This is a genomic window from Agathobacter sp. (assembly GCF_977054825.1).
Map to the genome: position 1 here is coordinate 53,732 of NZ_CDRTEH010000007.1, position 16,423 is coordinate 70,154.

The following is a 16,423-nucleotide window of genomic DNA, read 5'->3' on the forward strand; positions in this document are numbered from 1 at the left end:
AAAGCAACTAATTGGGGAAATTACAGACCATGTATGATAAAAAGATTGCACTTTAGAGAAAAGACAACCAAGTTTTTTATCGGTGGATTGTGGTTGATAAACTTATGAAAAATGGATATAATTATATTGTAAGAAAAGTAAGGGATTCATTACTTGGGAAGGAGGCTTTTGTATGGAATTAGCAAAAGTAACATCAAAAGGGCAGATAACAATACCTATTGAAATTAGAAAAAGACTTGGAATTAAGAATGGCGATAAGATATTGTTTGTGGAAGAGTCTGGAAGAGTGTATATGATGAATTCATCTATGGATGCACTTCGTGAAGCACAGAGATCATTTGCAGGAGAGGCAGAAAGACTCGGGCTTAAAGACGATGATGATGTAATGGAAATGATAAAATCTCTTAGGCAGGAAAGTGTGGTGAAGTAGATGAGAATTATGCTTGATACCAATGTATTGATATCGGCATTACTTTTTCCGGGAACTAAGATGGATGCAATGATGAACTATATATTTACTAACCATCAGCTTGTGTTGTCATCTTACGTTGTAGATGAGTTAAAAAATGTAGTCAGGAGAAAGTTTCCCGGAAAAGAAATGATAATCAACAAATTACTTATGATGATGAGCTTTGAGTATGTTTATACACCTGGTAGTATGGAAAGTGGACTCTTTAATATCAGAGATATCAAAGATTATCCAGTACTTTATACGGCTATTATTGAGAATGTTGATATTCTGGTGACAGGAGATAAAGATTTTTCAGATATAGATGTCGAGAAGCCGAAAATTATGTCTCCAGCACAGTTTATGGAGCATTTTTTAGAAGAATGGTAAAAATGTTCGGGAACTATAAAAACACTCAAAATTAATATGACACGGTTTGCTTTGTAGACTGGCAGACTGCAAAAGAGTCTTCAACAGCTCTTTCTCTTTACAATTTTTGTGCTTATTTCAATTTTTACATGGCTTGCAGAGATAGAATTTATAATCTCTGCAAGCCTTTTTACTGCAATTTCACCCATGTACTGCTTAGGCACATGTACGGTTGAAAGAGGCGGTGTAATACTGGCTGCAGTTGCAAACGGCTGCTTTGAAAATGTGGAGGCTGCGGCAGAGGCGATTGTGAGAAAGAAGGATACAATCGTGCCAAGCCCACAGCTTGTCGAAAAATATGAGAAGGGCTATGCAACATTTAAGCAGTTTTATCCTGCATTAAAGGGCAAATATTAGTCATTTCGTAGAAAAATAAATTTAGTGTTGTAAAGTGGTGCAAATTCATGTATCTTATTATAGGGAAATGAATTTTGCGCCACTTTTTTATGCATAATTGGTGTTTATAGAATACATAAATACCGATAATAGTGTTGCAAAATGAATTTTTTGCTAAGAGAAATTGCAAAATGATATAACAAATATATCAAATATGCATTTCAGGCGGGGATGATATGGATTTATTTGATTACATGAGAGAACAGAATAAGGAGACAAGCGGACCTTTAGCCTCGAGGATGCGTCCGACAACGCTTGATGAGGTGGTCGGGCAGCAGCACATAGTGGGAAAGGACAAGCTTTTGTATCGTGCGATTAAAGCCGATAAGCTTAGCTCCATCATCTTTTACGGGCCGCCGGGCACCGGAAAGACTACTCTTGCAAAGGTCATAGCCCACACTACCAGTGCTGAGTTTATGCAGATTAATGCAACCTCAGCAGGCAAGAAGGACATGGAAGAGGTCGTGGAGCAGGCGAAGAATAATCAGGGCATGTATCAGAAGAAGACGATACTTTTTATCGACGAGATACACCGCTTCAACAAGGGACAGCAGGATTATCTGCTTCCGTTTGTGGAGGATGGCACCATTATTCTGATAGGAGCTACCACTGAGAATCCTTACTTTGAGGTAAACGGTGCTTTGCTTTCGCGCTCAGTCATTTTTGAGCTTAAGAAGCTGTCAACGGATGATATAAAGGTACTTCTTAAGAGAGCACTCACTGACACAGAAAAGGGCATGGGTGCATACAATGCACAGATAGATGATGATGCGCTTGATTTCCTTGCAGATGTGTCAAACGGAGATGCGAGAGCAGCGCTCACAGCGATTGAGCTTGGAGTACTGACCACGGACAGGTCGGACGATGGCATCATTCATATCACTATTGATGTGGTGAGCGAATGTATACAAAAAAGAGTTATCTCCTATGATAAGAAGGGCGATAACCATTACGATACCATTTCTGCTTTTATAAAGAGCATGCGAGGTTCAGACCCGGATGCGGCGGTCTATTATCTGGCGAGGATGCTGTATGCCGGTGAGGATGTGAAATTTATCGCAAGACGAATCATGATACTTGCATCGGAGGATATAGGCAATGCAGATCCGATGGCTATGGTTGTAGCGGCATCGGCGGCGGCAGAGGTCGAGCGCGTGGGAATGCCTGAGGCACAGATTATTCTGTCACAGGCTGTCACCTACATGGCATGCGCGCCAAAGAGCAATGCAGCATATAATGCGATATCGGCAGCGATGAGCTGTGTGAAGCAGACCAAGACACCGGCTGTTCCGGCACATCTGCAGGATGCCCATTACGGTGCGGCTGAAAAGCTCGGGCATGGAGTCGGGTACAAATACGCGCACGATTATCCCAATCACTATGTGAAGCAGCAGTATCTGCCGGATGGCCTTACAGACAGAGTGTTTTACAAGCCTACGGATATAGGCTATGAGGCAAAGATAAGAGCACACATGGATGAGCTTCATAGAGACTGTGATACATGAAAGTGCATATATGAAGCTTGAATAATAACAAATAGTTAATAATAACATAAATATTTAGAAAATCAAACCAGGAGGATCTTTAAATGAAAAAGTATACAGAAATGACAAAGGATGAGTTAATGCAGGAAAAGACAGCACTTGAGGCCGAGTACGAGAAGATTAAGAATCTTGGCTTAAGCCTTGACATGTCGCGTGGAAAGCCGGGAGCAGACCAGCTTGACCTCTCACTTCCTATGCTCGATGTTTTGAAATCAGACAGTGATATGAAGAGTGAATCAGGGCTTGATGTGAGAAACTATGCATGTCTTGACGGAATCCCTGAGGCAAAGGCACTTATCGCAGGCATGGTTGGAGCAAAGCCTGAGCAGGCTATTGTATATGGCAACTCAAGCCTTAATATCATGTACGATCAGGTTGCCCGTGCATTTATCTTTGGTCTCTGCGGCAACACACCATGGTGCAAGCTTGACAAGGTGAAGTTCCTTTGTCCTGTACCTGGCTATGACAGACATTTTGCAATCACCGAGGAGTTCGGCGTTGAGATGATCAATATCCCTATGACTGAGGCTGGCCCTGACATGGATATGGTCGAGAAATATGTCAATAACGATGCTTCTGTAAAGGGAATATGGTGTGTTCCGAAATACTCTAACCCACAGGGTGTTGTATACTCAGATGAGACTGTTGAGCGCTTTGCAAAATTAAAGCCTGCAGCAGATGATTTCAGAATCTTCTGGGACAATGCATACACAGTTCATCATCTCTATGACGATAAGCAGGCAGAGATTCCAAATATCCTTGAGCTCTGCGAGAAAGAGGGCAACCCTGATATGGTATTTGAGTTCTGCTCTACAAGCAAGGTGACATTCCCGGGTGCCGGTGTGGCAGGTATATGCACATCTGAGAAAAACCGCGAGGATATCAAGAAGCGTCTTACTATACAGACAATCGGACATGACAAGATTAATCAGCTTCGTCATGCGAGATTTTTTAAGGATGCAGATGGTATCAAGGCTCATATGGCAAAGCATGCAGCACTTATCAGACCTAAGTTCGAGTTGGTTGAGAATATCCTCACAGATGAAATAGCATCAAGAGGCATCGGAACATGGGTTAAGCCGCTCGGCGGATACTTCTTCGGATTTGAGGCTCTTTCAGGCTGTGCAAAGGAAATCGTTGCAAAGTGCAAGGAGGCAGGTGTCACAATGACAGGTGCCGGCTCTCCTTTCCCTTATAAGAAGGATCCGGATGACTGCGTGATAAGAATTGCTCCGACATATCCATCACTTGATGAGCTGAAAAAGGCTGCTGAGGTATTTGTTGTCGTTACACGTCTTGTCAGCGTAAATAAGCTGCTTGAGGCATAATGCATAAAAACCAAATAAATATTTGTGCACAATTTTTCGGGATTTGGTATTTACAAATCCCGATTTTTGTGTAAGATATAAATATCTTTTTAAATTGTGTCTTGCATACATTCTATGCAGGTTTCTTTTTGTGGCATTTCGGCCACTATTTTTTTCCCTTGATTTAAGTTTCATATATTTGATTTTGATTTTTATTAAACATTATTATTTTATTATTAAACACTATTATTTTAGATTTAGATGGAGAAAGGATTTAAATATTATGAAGGAAATTTTTCAGGAGTATGGCGGAATACTCATCACAGTTGTAGCTATTTTATCAATCATTCTCGTTGTAACAGCAGTTATAGGCTCAGATGCAACAGGCATAGTGGGAAAGACATTTAGTGATCTGATTACAAACTTTTCAAATCATGCCAATATGAGTGTCAAATAAGAGGTGGTGCATGGAGCTTGGAAGAGAATATTTTGGACCGCTCTGGAGCTTTGTAGCCAGCAATGAGATAACGGATATAGATTATAACGGCAAAGAAATCTGGCTTACAAATATATTCAATGAGCGCTTCAGAGCCAATCAGCAGTTTGTCACACAGTATATGACACCTGCTTTTGTGGAGCAGTTTACACAGCGCATCGCCAATGTCGTAAGCAGACAGTTCAATAAGAGAAATCCGGAGCTTGAGGCAGAGACAAGCGAGCTTCGTGTGACGATACTGCATGAGTCGGTTGCGAAGTCAGGCAGGAGCATCAGCATACGAAAGACACCTCCGCTTATCAGGCTGACAGCAGAATCTGCAATTGCTGAGAAATTCTGCTCAGAGGAGCTTTTAGCCGTTTTAATAAACTGTGTCAGGACCAAGATGAATATCACCTTTTGCGGCATGCCGGGTATTGGAAAGACGGAGTGCGTGAAGTTTTTCTCACAGTTTATTCCGGCAAATGAGCGTGTGATTACGATAGAGGATACCCTTGAGATACGCTATTCCGAGACAAATCCGGGCAAGGACTGCATAGAGATGAAGGTGAGTGAGGATGTGTTTGGCTACTCTGAGGCTATCAAGTCGTGCCTTAGAATGAACCCGAAGTGGATTATGCTTTCGGAGGCACGCTCAAAGGAGGTGAAATATCTGCTGCAGAGCTGGAGCACCGGTGTGCGTGGCATGACGACACTCCACACAGACGATGTGCGCAATATCCCGGACAGAATACTCAATATGCTTGAGAGCCGTGTGGATGCGGAGCGTATGGAGAATGACATATATCAGGCGCTTGATGTGGGGATTTTGATCCGTAAGAGGAGAAATGAAGACGGAGTGGTGTACAGATACATAGACCAGGTGTGCTTTTTCTATAGGGAAAACTATACCAATCATGTGTTTATGCTGGTATCTGACGGACAGATAGTGACTCACGACATACCAAAGGTCATACTTCGCAGATTTAAAAGAGAGGGTGTTAATGAGCCGTTTGGTGAGTCCTTTGTCAATGAGATACGGATGAATGAGGCCATGATGAGTGAGGCGAGGGAGGCTTAGGGATGACATATATATTGATCTTATTTCTGACATATGTGCTGCATCTTTTGCTCAAGCTAAACTGGGTGTGTACGGCAGTGGTGCTTGTTTTTCTTCTTGTTATGCAGTATTTTCACCGTATCAAGGGACAAAGATTTCAGGAAGCGCGAAAGCGCTTTCTGGATGTATCGCTGTATATTGACACCCTGCTGTATTCATTTTTGAAGGAGCAGAAGATAATCCGTGCATTTGAGGATGTAAAGAGTACGCTGGCAGATGGCCATATGAAGGAGACTGTTAGCAGAGCTCTTGACCATATGCTGCTCACATTTGATGAGACAGAGGTGTTTGTGGATGCTATGAGGATTATTGAGGATGAGTACAAATGCAACCGCATAGTGAATGCACACGAGTTTATGGCACATGCCGAGTATTATGGCGGTGATATCAATGAGTCTGCCAAAATACTGCTTAAGGATAAGAGTGCATGGGAGCGCAGGATACTGCACAATATCGAGGACAGACAGAGGATGTTTCATCAGATTATCTTATCAGTTGTGACCTCTGTTATCATTAGCGGAATCATACTTTATCTGCCGGTTTTGAGCATGGATATCAGCAGCAATATCATAGTGCAGATACTGTCTGTTGCTCTTATAGTGCTTGATGATTTTATCATACTCTGGGGACAGAAATTCCTTGAAGTGGATTATCTGGCTATTGATCTGCTGCCTGAGGATGATAAGCATGCCAAAAAGCTTGAGGAATACAAGGCGTACAATTCGGCAAAGGAGCTTCGAGCGTCAATTCTTATGGCTGTTATACCGGCATTAGCAAGTGCATTTTTACTGTATACTGACAGACAGTGGCCGGCTGTTGCAGCTATGGGAGTTACTCTTGTATGTCTGAACCAGCACCGTATAGGCCACAGGCTTATGAAGAAAAATCTGATAGCAGATGTAAAGAGTGCATTTCCAAAGTGGCTGATGGACCTCGCCCTGCTGTTTCAGAGTGAAAATGTGCAGGTTGCCATACAAAAGTCGAGAGAGCACATACCTGTGATACTTAAGGAAGAGGTAAATACGCTTGTGGAAAGACTGGATGTTGAGCCGGAGAGCTCTGATCCGTATCACAGGTTCCTTGACTGCCTCAATTTGCCGGAGATAAATGCAGCCATGGGCATGCTGTATGCAGTTTCCATTGGAAACAGCGGCAATAGCGGCAGCCAGATTGATGAGCTGATTACGAAGAATCTGGAGATGCTTGATGCAGCGGACACCGCGAGGCTTAAGGACAAGACCGCCGGCATGTATCTGCTATTCTTGGCGCCTGTTATCACAGCATCCTTTAAGATGATAGTTGATATGGCTATTTTCCTTATAAGCTTTTTGGCTTACAAGGTAGTGTAGGAGGTGCGCGGTGAGTCAGATAATGAAGACCTTTTTAGGTGTGTTTTTGATTATGTTTATGGTGGTGACATCATCAGGTGTGCTGTCGGGCTTTATGACTGTCGTTGAGGCACAAAACCTTCATGCGCAGATTATCAATGAGCTTGAGGACAGTGATTATGACAGCTTGGTTGCTCAGACCTGCTTTGAAAATGCATCAAAAGCAGGAGATACCCTGGAGCTTAAGCTGTATATGACAGACAATTCCATAAAGACAGTCACAGATGCATCACAAATCGCCTCGTCAGATGAGATAGAAAAGGCAAGAGTGGAGCTTAAATTCAATTACGCGGTAGCATTTTTCGGAATAGAGCAGGAGCATGTGCTGAGCGGCTATGCGTTGTAGCACTCTTTTTGTGGACATGGCTGTATAAGAGGGAGGAGAAAACAGATGGAGCTATTAATAGAAGAATTGGGAGGAAGCGTTATTATGCTTCTTTTAGGCAGTGGAGCGGTCGGTGTGCTTGTGTATGTGTCCACCCTGCTGTGATAATAACCGAATTGATTAAAAGTATGTAAAGGTAAGAGAACATGAAAGAAGTATTCAGACAGTATGGAGGCGTGCTGATTGCAGCGGCCGCCACAAGTGCATTTCTCGTGCTGATGGGAAATATTGTGCTGGCTCAGGGAGGCATGCTTGCGCAGCTCATAAATATATGGGGCAACAGTGCGATTTAGATAACCGGGAGATGATAGATGAAGGAGATAATGCAGACATATGGAGCCATGATAGTGGCGGTGGTTGTAGGAATTGCGCTGCTGTCAGGATTTGGGGCTCTGAAGAACAAAATGGGTGTGGCGTTTGCGACGCAGGATATATTGAGTGAAAATAGCGCAAACAACAGCTATGACAGCATAAAAAATATACCGGTTCCGGGCATTGAGCTAAAGGAGAAAATGCGTCAGAATGCCGTAAGCTACAGTGTGTATGACCTGCTTGAGGTTACAGCACATGAGGATAATCTGGATAAGCTTGAGGTTTATGCTTTGTATGATTCAGGCAGAAATGACTGTACTCACAGCGTGTCAGCCGATGGCCGGTCACTCAGCTTTCCGGATTATGGCGTGTATGATATGCATGTCAGGATAACCTGCAAAAACGGCACAAGGGATCATGTGAGGATAAGTGTTCCGATTAATAGAAAGGCAGCAGGTATATAAAATGAAAAATGTAGTGCTTGGAATAATTGGCTGTCTCATTGTAGTGTATACAGCGATGCTGGGACTTAGTGTATACAATATGACAGTCAGAGAAAACCAGATGGAAAAGAGCCTGTCATTAGCGCTTTCGGGTGCTATGAACAGATATTACGAGCCCAATATGTATATCGTGGATAAAAAGCCTGTAAACAGCTATGATGTGGAAAAAGCTGTCATAGAGGACATTAATGAGAGGCTTACAGCAGGCGGTACCGCAAGTACCACAGTCTATGTCTGTGATATGGAAAAGGGCATTATTTCAGCAGGGATAGAGGAAGAGTTCAGGCTTCCTACAGGTGTAACAAAGAAAATAAGCTGCAAAAAGACTATTGTAGCAGATCAGCCAATGGAGGATAACTAGCGTATGAAAAACGAAAAACAACACAGACTTTTATTCATTATACCGGCAGTGATAATAGCAATAATTCTTATCATATGTATAGCAGTGGCAGTAAGCTCAAAATCAGGAGAGAAGGGCAAGAAAAAGGATTCCCGGTCTGTCAGTGTGACTGAAAATGCGCAGGATATTGTAGCTGAAAGCGAGGCGCTTGAGCTTGTGAAAAAGGATGCTTTGAAGGAATCAAATGTAGTTGATAAGGACAATAAACAAAATGATAAGCAAAATAACGGTACACAATCAGCTGCCAATGACAATTCTGCATCGGCAGCCGGTAATTCAGATAATGCAAATACAGTATCAGATAAATCTTCAGAAAAATCATCAGAAGACAAAGCAGCAGCCGGTAAAAAGTCATCTACAGGCAGTGATAATGCACAACAACCTGCCGGTAATGATTCAAAACCGGCAGCATCAAATCAGACAGCTACACCTGAACCGGCTCAAAGTGAGCCTGCGCAGCCGGAAGCACCTAAAAATGAGTATGTTGCACCGGGATGGATATTTTATGGCAGTAAGGCCGGAAATGGCATGAGCGGGGAGCAGAAGGCGTATATTGATTCGTTGGTGAAACAGTGGACAGATGGAAGTATATCTGATTCGTATTTGGCGGAACAGATTGCACATAAAATGAAAGAAGAGTGGGGATTACCAATGAATTCAGCAGGAATTTCAGGTGCTGACAGATGTATTTATCCTTCAAAGAATGATATTCCTGATTATAAGTCAGCATTGGATGAAAGCAATGGATTCTATAATTTTACTGGATTGTACACTAAAGGGGAATATGATGAATACGGATATCTGATATGCTATATGTGGGGAGCTGGTATTTTTTAGTTATGAAAGTATTTTTAAAGAAATTAATAGTAGGAGTATTGCTATTTTTATGTATAGGGGTAAATTTTGAGAAAAGCAATATTATTGCAGATGAATGGAGTGAGCCGGTTAAATTTTATAATAGTTACGGAAACAGTGCAGTTTTTAAGGCTACAAACATATATGAGGGAGATATTTATTTCTGTTCAGCCGGAAATACATCTACCTCAGGAACAAAATATAGGACAATAGGATATAAGATGAGTGTAAAGAATAGTAGTGGTAATGTTATTCAGACCATTTATTATCAAATGGGTGGAAGCTATATGACACTCAAATGTCAGGCGAAGTCAGGTGGAAAGGAATATATGATGTACAAAATTCCTTTGAGATATGTTAGGAACAGAATGAGTCAGGAATCACTCAATGCCCTTAGCTCCGGCTCCTGCACCATCATCCTCGATGCCTGCATGGTACTTCGCGTAAACGGCAAGAATAAGGGCGGTATGAATGATAACGGCCCTTTCTGGGGGAAGGTCTATACCACATATGCAGGCATATCCAAAGCGGCAAACTGGACGGACAGCGCACTCACAGCACTGTATTCGTATTATGGCAAGACGGTGAGAGGGCTGTTTCATACAATTGATGTCAGAAAATCTACAGGCATTAGCAGTGTATCAGGGGGAGGTACATACTGCTATGGTACGTATGTGACAATAAGTGCGAGCAGCTCTACCGGATATGATTTCACGAATTGGAATAATGATACGTCAATGAACTCATCATCATATGGGTTTTATGTAAATTCAGGTGGCACTTATACGGCATACGCAAAGGCGGGGACTATAGATGTGACATTCTGGCGGAACACGAGTGCGTCTGATACGGAAAAGACCACAAAGCGCTACACATATGGAGGCATCAATCAGGCTTTTCCGGCAGTGAGCTGGCAGCTGGCCGGATATCATATGACAGGCTGGGGGAATAATTCATATGATACGACCGCCGGATATCCGCTATTGTGTGGCGTGGCAAACAGCTGGATTGAGTCAAACAGGCCGTCGAAGAATATATACGCAGTATGGCAGGAAAACGAGTATACCATAGAATATGATACCGGTGCATCTGTTACTGCGAAGTATAGTGACACGGTGACATTGCCGAGCAGGCATATGTGTATAGGCTGGATTTTAGGAGAAGCGTATCCTGATATAAAATATACACCGGGAGATAGTATACAGGTAGCTGATTTGTGCAGGATACTGGGGATAGAGTATACAGATAAGGCGGTCATACATATGTATGCACTTTGGGAGCATGAGCCTACCATAGAGGCGGATGATATGTTCTTTTCGATAAAGCAGGCAAGGGATGGCAGTATAACAGAGCAGCTGATAGGAAGCCTTATATCTGCAACCGATGTGGAGGACGGTGATATTGCATTTGGTGATAACGAGATAAATTATCTGAAGGTGAAGAATTTTGACGAGCGTAAAATAAAAAGCGCACGTGACAAGGATATCATAGAGATAGTGCTTGAGGCAAAGGACAGCTATGGAAATATCACACAAAAGACTATATCCATCACATTTACAGATACTCAGGTCAAGGAGAGAACCAAAGCCTTTGGAAAGATCAGGTTTATAAGCGAAAAGTATTACGGCAAAAATAAAGCAGGAGGTCTCATGGAGAACTCCCGCTGGTTAAACGATCCTGAATTTAATTCTCTTCTTCGGCAGGCTTTGGCAATTTGATATAGACCTTTTCGATTCGGTTTTTATCAACAGCCTCTATGCGGAGAAGGATATTGTCATCAGTGATGATTATTTCATTTTTTTCAGGCAGGTGGTCAAGCTTTTCAAGGCAGTAGCCACCGATTGTGTCATAGTCGTCTGATTCGAGGTGCAGACCAAGCTCATCGCTTACATCCTCGAGATTTGCAGAGCCAAGAACTATGTATTCGTAGTCATTTATTCTTGTGATATCATCCTGCTCGTCAGAGTCGTATTCATCACGTATCTCACCGACTATCTCCTCTAGGAGATCCTCGAGTGTGATGAGTCCGGCTGTGACACCGTATTCATCTAAGACAATGGCAAGCGATATAGATGATTCGCGCATCTCGAGAAACAGATTCGCTGTATTCTTGTGCTCATATGTAAAGTATGGCTCACGCATGATATCCCTGATGGAAAAATGCTCTTTATCCTCATCTGTAAGGAGCAGCAGATCCTTCATATTTACGATACCGATCACGTTGTCAGTGCTTTCGTCGTACACAGGGAGTCTGGTAAATTTGTCCTCTCTGAATATTGAAATCAGCTCATCATATGTAGCATCAACATGGACAAATGTCATATCAATACGTGGAACCATGACCTCCTTGGCCTCGGCATCTCCAAAATCGAATACATTGTGAATCATATCACGCTCTTCGTCCTCGATGACACCGTCCTCCTGACCCACATCAACGATTGTACGAAGCTCCTCCTCGGTCATGACACGCTTGGCGTCGCTTTGGCGTATGCCAAAGAGGAAAATGACTCCGAGTGAAAGCTTGTTGATGATAAATATTACAGGTGTCAGCACTATCATAAGCACTGATATAAAGCCTGCGATCGAGAGTGAAATCTTGTCAGCCTTTATGGTGGCAAGTGTCTTCGGAGAGACCTCTCCGAAGATCAGTATAAGGAATGTAAGTATTCCGGTTGCAACACCTGCTCCGACGCTGCCAAACAGCTTGATGGCGAGCGAGGTGGTGAGCGATGATGCTGAAAGATTTACGATGTTGTTTCCGATAAGGATGGCTGAGAGCATCTTTGGAGAGTTCTCAGTCACCTTGAGCACCTTTTGGGCTTTTTTGTTGCCGGCCTCAGCCAGGGTTCTCATGCGTATTTTGTTTACGGTAGTAAGAGCAGTCTCCGAGGATGAAAAAAATGCGGAGAGTGCTAATAGTATTAATAAGAATATAATCTGCGATATGTCGTCAGCGTCCAAATATTTTACCTCGTTATATTATATGTGTGTTTTATTTATCGTCTGTGCTGTAGTTAGGAGCCTCTTTAGTGATATGGATATCATGTGGGTGGCTCTCCTTGAGAGAAGCAGCGGTAATCTTGACAAACATGCCATTCTCCTTGAGATCCTCGATTGTCTTGCAGCCACAGTAGCCCATTCCTGAACGGATACCACCGACAAGCTGGAATACTGTATCCTCAAGAGTTCCCTTGTAAGCTACACGACCCTCAACTCCTTCAGGAACGAGCTTCTTAGCACCCTCCTGGAAGTAACGGTCCTTGCTTCCGTTCTCCATGGCAGCGATAGAACCCATGCCACGGTATACCTTGTATTTTCTTCCCTGATAAAGCTCGAAGGTTCCCGGAGCCTCGTCGCAGCCTGCGAACATTGAGCCCATCATACATACGTTGGCACCGGCTGCAAGAGCCTTTGTCATATCACCTGAGTACTTGATACCACCATCTGCTATAACAGGAACACCATACTCCTTAGCTACCTTGTAGCAGTCCATGATAGCTGTAATCTGTGGTACACCGATACCGGCAACGACACGTGTTGTACAGATAGAACCAGGTCCGATACCAACCTTTACTGCATCTGCACCGGCCTCGATAAGAGCCTTGGCAGCAGCACCTGTTGCGATATTTCCTGCGATAATCTGAAGGTCAGGATAAGCAGCCTTGATCTTCTTAACAGCCTCAAGGATATTCTTTGAATGTCCGTGTGCTGAGTCAACAACGATGACATCAACATGAGACTTAACAAGAGCATCAACACGCTCCATCATGTTGCCTGTGATACCTACACCGGCACCGCAGAGGAGACGACCCTGATCATCCTTTGCTGAAAGAGGATACTTAATCTGCTTCTCGATATCCTTTATAGTGATAAGTCCCTTGAGATTGTTGTCCTTGTCTACGATAGGGAGCTTCTCCTTTCTTGCCTTTGCAAGAATCTGCTTTGCCTCATCGAGAGTGATGCCCTCAGGAGCTGTAATGAGATTCTCAGAGGTCATAGACTCTGAAATCTTCTTTGTGAAGTCTGTCTCAAACTTCAGATCACGGTTTGTGATGATGCCTACGAGCTTGCCGTCCTTTGTGATTGGCACACCTGATATCTTGAATTTTGCCATCAGGTTGTCTGCATCCTGTAATGTATGGTCTGGAGAAAGATAGAACGGATCGGTAATAACGCCGTTTTCTGAACGCTTTACCTTATCGACTTCGTCTGCCTGTGCCTCAATAGACATGTTTTTGTGGATGATTCCGATACCACCCTGTCTGGCCATTGCGATAGCCATTTTTGATTCTGTGACTGTATCCATTGCAGCACTCATCATAGGAATGTTAAGGACAATCTTCTTAGTAAGATGTGTCTGAAGCTCGATCATATTTGGTGTTACCTCAGAGTATTGTGGAACTAAGAGAACGTCATCAAATGTAATTCCTTCGCCGATAATAGTACCCATTTTTAAATTCCTCTCTTTCTTATGTTATTATGCTGGTATACTTTATATACTAATGTAATTTGTATGATGATAGCAAATTAAAGAGTGAGTGTCAAGCAGTTATAAGCCCGATATGAAATTATTATATTATTTATTAGTAAAACTAATGTAAGTCCTTTGCAAATAAAGTGTAATTTATGTTATATTTTATATTGAGTGGCTTTCATTCAATATTTGCATGTCACACTAAAGCGTGGGCAGTGACGATTTTAAGCCACAATAATCTAAACCAGGGAGAAAAATATGGAGTTTCGACCATGCATCGACATTCACAACGGAAAAGTAAAGCAGATTGTCGGTGGTTCATTAAAAGACAGGGGTGACTTTGCCAGTGAGAACTTTGTCTCAGAGCAGGACAGCCGGTTTTATGCAGATATGTATAGGAAATCCGGCATAAAGGGCGGCCATATCATTCTGCTCAATTCTGTGGATAGCGAGTATTATGAGGCTACAAAGGAACAGGCTGTTATGGCACTCAAAGCGTATCCGCAGGGCTTACAGGTAGGCGGCGGTATCACTGCAGACAATGCGATGGAGTTTATAGATGCCGGTGCAGCAGCAGTTATAGTGACATCATACGTATTTAAAGACGGCAGGATAAACTATGAAAATCTAAACAGGCTTAAAGATACTGTGGGCAGTGACAGGCTGGTGCTTGATTTGTCATGCCGCAAAAAGGACGGACAGTATTATATAGTAACTGACCGCTGGCAGAAATTCACGGATGAGGCCGTGACCACAGAGCTTTTGGATAAGCTGTCCTCATACTGCTGTGAGTTTCTGGTACATGCAGTGGACGTTGAGGGCAGGGTAAACGGCATCGAAAAGGAGCTTGTCGCCATGCTTGGCAGCTGGGGAAGGATACCGGTCACATATGCAGGCGGTGTGTCATCCTTTGATGATTTAAAATGCATCAGACAGCTTGGACAGAACCATCTGAATGTGACGATAGGCAGTGCCCTTGATTTGTTTGGCGGTGCGATGGAGTACGATAAGGTTATAGCTTTTTGCAATAATAAGGAGATTTAAAATGGCAAAATACACTAAGAATGATATTATCCGCATAGTGGATGAGGAGGATATCGAGTTTATCCGTTTACAGTTTACGGATATCTTTGGAACATTAAAAAACGTGGCTATTACAGCCAGCCAGCTTGAGAAGGCACTCGACAACAGGTGCATGTTCGATGGCTCATCAATAGAGGGCTTTGTGAGGATAGAGGAGTCGGATATGTATCTGCACCCGGATCTTGACACCTTTATGATTTTTCCATGGAGACCACAGCAGGGCAAGGTTGCACGAATCATCTGTGATGTCTATATGGCGGATGGCACACCGTTTGAGGGAGACCCGCGCTATATATTAAAGAAGCAGATTGAAAAGGCAAAGCAGATGGGCTATATGTTTAATGTAGGTCCGGAGTGTGAGTTCTTCCTTTTCCACCTGGATGAGAACGGACAGCCTACCACCATCTCACATGAGAGAGCAGGATACTTTGATTTAGGTCCAAATGATTTGGGAGAAAATGCCAGAAGAGACATGGTTTTAACTCTTGAGGATATGGATTTTGAGATAGAGGCATCACACCATGAGGTGGCACCTGCACAGCATGAGATTGATTTCAAGTATGAGGAGGCACTTCATACAGCCGACAATATCATGACCTTCAAGCTTGCTATAAAGACAATCGCAAAGAGACATGGACTTTTTGCAAGCTTCATGCCAAAGCCAAAGCATGGTGTGAGCGGCTCGGGAATGCATATCAACATGTCACTCTCAAAGGACGGTGTCAATATATTTGACAATGAGGATGATAAGCTTGGGCTCAGCGAGGAGGCATACCACTTCATAGCAGGCATCATGAAGCATATGAAGGGTATGACGGTCATCACCAATCCGATTGTCAATTCATATAAGCGCTTTGTGCCGGGCTATGAGGCACCGATTTATATCACATGGTCAGCTACAAACAGAAGTCCGCTTATCAGAATACCGGCAGCAAAAGGTGAGGGAAGGAGAGTGGAGCTTAGAAATCCTGACCCTTCAGCAAATCCATATCTGGTGCTGGCACTGTGTCTGGCAGCAGGACTTGACGGCATAAAGAATAAGCTGCAGCCTGACGCAGAGCTGCGTGAGAATGTATTTGAGCTCACAGAACAGGATAAAAAGAGACTAGGAATTGAATCACTTCCTGCTGATTTGCATGAGGCGGTTGAGTGCCTTAAGACAGATGACTTTATACGCGAGATACTCGGAGAGCACATCTACAACAAATATATAGAGGCAAAAGAGGCAGAGTGGAACGATTACAGAGCTGCGGTTACCAAATGGGAAATAGATGAATATCTGTACAAATTTTAAAGGATGTAAC

19 protein-coding genes are annotated in these 16,423 nt (G+C 43.1%); 16 read left to right on the forward strand and 3 right to left on the reverse strand.

Annotated features, from left to right (window positions below):
- The first annotated feature begins 172 nt into the window (after window positions 1–172).
- Both ACW6PM_RS07985 and ACW6PM_RS07990 read left to right on the forward strand, forming a co-directional pair.
- Window positions 173–430, forward strand: coding sequence for an AbrB/MazE/SpoVT family DNA-binding domain-containing protein (locus ACW6PM_RS07985; protein WP_456056808.1), 258 nt, complete (start codon window positions 173–175; stop codon window positions 428–430).
- A 9-nt stretch (window positions 431–439) separates the two neighbouring features.
- Complete coding sequence (locus ACW6PM_RS07990; protein WP_456056809.1) at window positions 440–838, forward strand: putative toxin-antitoxin system toxin component, PIN family; 399 nt, start codon at window positions 440–442, stop codon at window positions 836–838.
- An 80-nt stretch (window positions 839–918) separates the two neighbouring features.
- Here ACW6PM_RS07990 and ACW6PM_RS07995 read toward each other — a convergent pair whose 3' ends face one another.
- Entirely contained in the window at window positions 919–1,026 is a 108-nt protein-coding gene (locus ACW6PM_RS07995; RefSeq protein ID WP_456056810.1) for a hypothetical protein, read from the reverse strand.
- On the opposite strand from ACW6PM_RS07995, the gene ACW6PM_RS08000 reads away from it, so the two are divergent.
- From ACW6PM_RS08000 to ACW6PM_RS08055, 12 genes are all read left to right on the forward strand, one after another.
- On the forward strand, window positions 1,025–1,234 hold the full coding sequence (locus ACW6PM_RS08000) for a hypothetical protein (protein ID WP_456056811.1): 210 nt from the start codon (window positions 1,025–1,027) through the stop codon (window positions 1,232–1,234). The two genes, ACW6PM_RS07995 and ACW6PM_RS08000, sit on opposite strands and share 2 nt — an antisense overlap.
- A 215-nt stretch (window positions 1,235–1,449) precedes the next feature.
- Window positions 1,450–2,778, forward strand: a complete 1,329-nt coding sequence (locus ACW6PM_RS08005; RefSeq protein ID WP_456056812.1) for a replication-associated recombination protein A — start codon at window positions 1,450–1,452, stop codon at window positions 2,776–2,778.
- A gap of 83 nt (window positions 2,779–2,861) precedes the next feature.
- On the forward strand, window positions 2,862–4,145 hold the full coding sequence (locus ACW6PM_RS08010; protein ID WP_308668361.1) for an aminotransferase class I/II-fold pyridoxal phosphate-dependent enzyme: 1,284 nt from the start codon (window positions 2,862–2,864) through the stop codon (window positions 4,143–4,145).
- 262 nt (window positions 4,146–4,407) lie between these two features.
- Window positions 4,408–4,581: a hypothetical protein gene (locus ACW6PM_RS08015; protein ID WP_015517289.1), complete on the forward strand. Its 174-nt coding sequence runs from the start codon at window positions 4,408–4,410 to the stop codon at window positions 4,579–4,581.
- A gap of 10 nt (window positions 4,582–4,591) precedes the next feature.
- Window positions 4,592–5,680 carry an ATPase, T2SS/T4P/T4SS family gene (locus ACW6PM_RS08020; RefSeq protein WP_308668362.1) on the forward strand — a complete coding sequence of 363 codons (1,089 nt, stop codon included), beginning with the start codon at window positions 4,592–4,594 and terminating at the stop codon, window positions 5,678–5,680.
- 2 nt (window positions 5,681–5,682) lie between these two features.
- Window positions 5,683–7,068 (forward strand): hypothetical protein, encoded by a 1,386-nt coding sequence (locus ACW6PM_RS08025; RefSeq protein WP_456056813.1) that lies wholly within the window; start codon window positions 5,683–5,685, stop codon window positions 7,066–7,068.
- Window positions 7,069–7,078: 10 nt separating this feature from the next.
- On the forward strand, window positions 7,079–7,453 hold the full coding sequence (locus ACW6PM_RS08030) for a hypothetical protein (RefSeq protein WP_308668364.1): 375 nt from the start codon (window positions 7,079–7,081) through the stop codon (window positions 7,451–7,453).
- Between the two features lie 185 nt (window positions 7,454–7,638).
- The gene (locus ACW6PM_RS08035) at window positions 7,639–7,785 is read left to right on the forward strand and encodes a hypothetical protein (protein WP_012743372.1); all 147 of its coding nucleotides are present in this window, start codon (window positions 7,639–7,641) and stop codon (window positions 7,783–7,785) included.
- 18 nt (window positions 7,786–7,803) lie between these two features.
- On the forward strand, window positions 7,804–8,268 hold the full coding sequence (locus tag ACW6PM_RS08040) for a hypothetical protein (RefSeq protein WP_456056814.1): 465 nt from the start codon (window positions 7,804–7,806) through the stop codon (window positions 8,266–8,268).
- 1 nt (window position 8,269) lies between these two features.
- A complete protein-coding gene (locus ACW6PM_RS08045; RefSeq protein ID WP_308668366.1) occupies window positions 8,270–8,668 on the forward strand; it encodes a hypothetical protein in 399 nt (132 codons plus the stop codon).
- A 3-nt stretch (window positions 8,669–8,671) separates the two neighbouring features.
- On the forward strand, window positions 8,672–9,544 hold the full coding sequence (locus tag ACW6PM_RS08050; protein ID WP_456056815.1) for a hypothetical protein: 873 nt from the start codon (window positions 8,672–8,674) through the stop codon (window positions 9,542–9,544).
- A gap of 2 nt (window positions 9,545–9,546) precedes the next feature.
- On the forward strand, window positions 9,547–11,280 hold the full coding sequence (locus ACW6PM_RS08055) for an InlB B-repeat-containing protein (protein WP_456056816.1): 1,734 nt from the start codon (window positions 9,547–9,549) through the stop codon (window positions 11,278–11,280).
- On the opposite strand, the gene ACW6PM_RS08060 is transcribed toward ACW6PM_RS08055, so the two are convergent.
- Together ACW6PM_RS08060 and guaB are read right to left on the reverse strand one after the other, a co-directional pair.
- Complete coding sequence (locus ACW6PM_RS08060) at window positions 11,246–12,523, reverse strand: HlyC/CorC family transporter (protein ID WP_443598474.1); 1,278 nt, start codon at window positions 12,521–12,523, stop codon at window positions 11,246–11,248. The two genes, ACW6PM_RS08055 and ACW6PM_RS08060, sit on opposite strands and share 35 nt — an antisense overlap.
- A 31-nt stretch (window positions 12,524–12,554) precedes the next feature.
- Window positions 12,555–14,012, reverse strand: coding sequence for an IMP dehydrogenase (guaB, locus tag ACW6PM_RS08065; RefSeq protein WP_308668370.1), 1,458 nt, complete (start codon window positions 14,010–14,012; stop codon window positions 12,555–12,557).
- 282 nt (window positions 14,013–14,294) lie between these two features.
- On the opposite strand from guaB, the gene hisA reads away from it, so the two are divergent.
- Both hisA and glnA read left to right on the forward strand, forming a co-directional pair.
- Window positions 14,295–15,080 carry a phosphoribosylformimino-5-aminoimidazole carboxamide ribotide isomerase gene (gene hisA, locus ACW6PM_RS08070; RefSeq protein WP_456056817.1) on the forward strand — a complete coding sequence of 262 codons (786 nt, stop codon included), beginning with the start codon at window positions 14,295–14,297 and terminating at the stop codon, window positions 15,078–15,080.
- Between the two features lies 1 nt (window position 15,081).
- Complete coding sequence (glnA, locus tag ACW6PM_RS08075; protein ID WP_308668372.1) at window positions 15,082–16,413, forward strand: type I glutamate--ammonia ligase; 1,332 nt, start codon at window positions 15,082–15,084, stop codon at window positions 16,411–16,413.
- The last annotated feature ends 10 nt before the right edge of the window (window positions 16,414–16,423 follow it).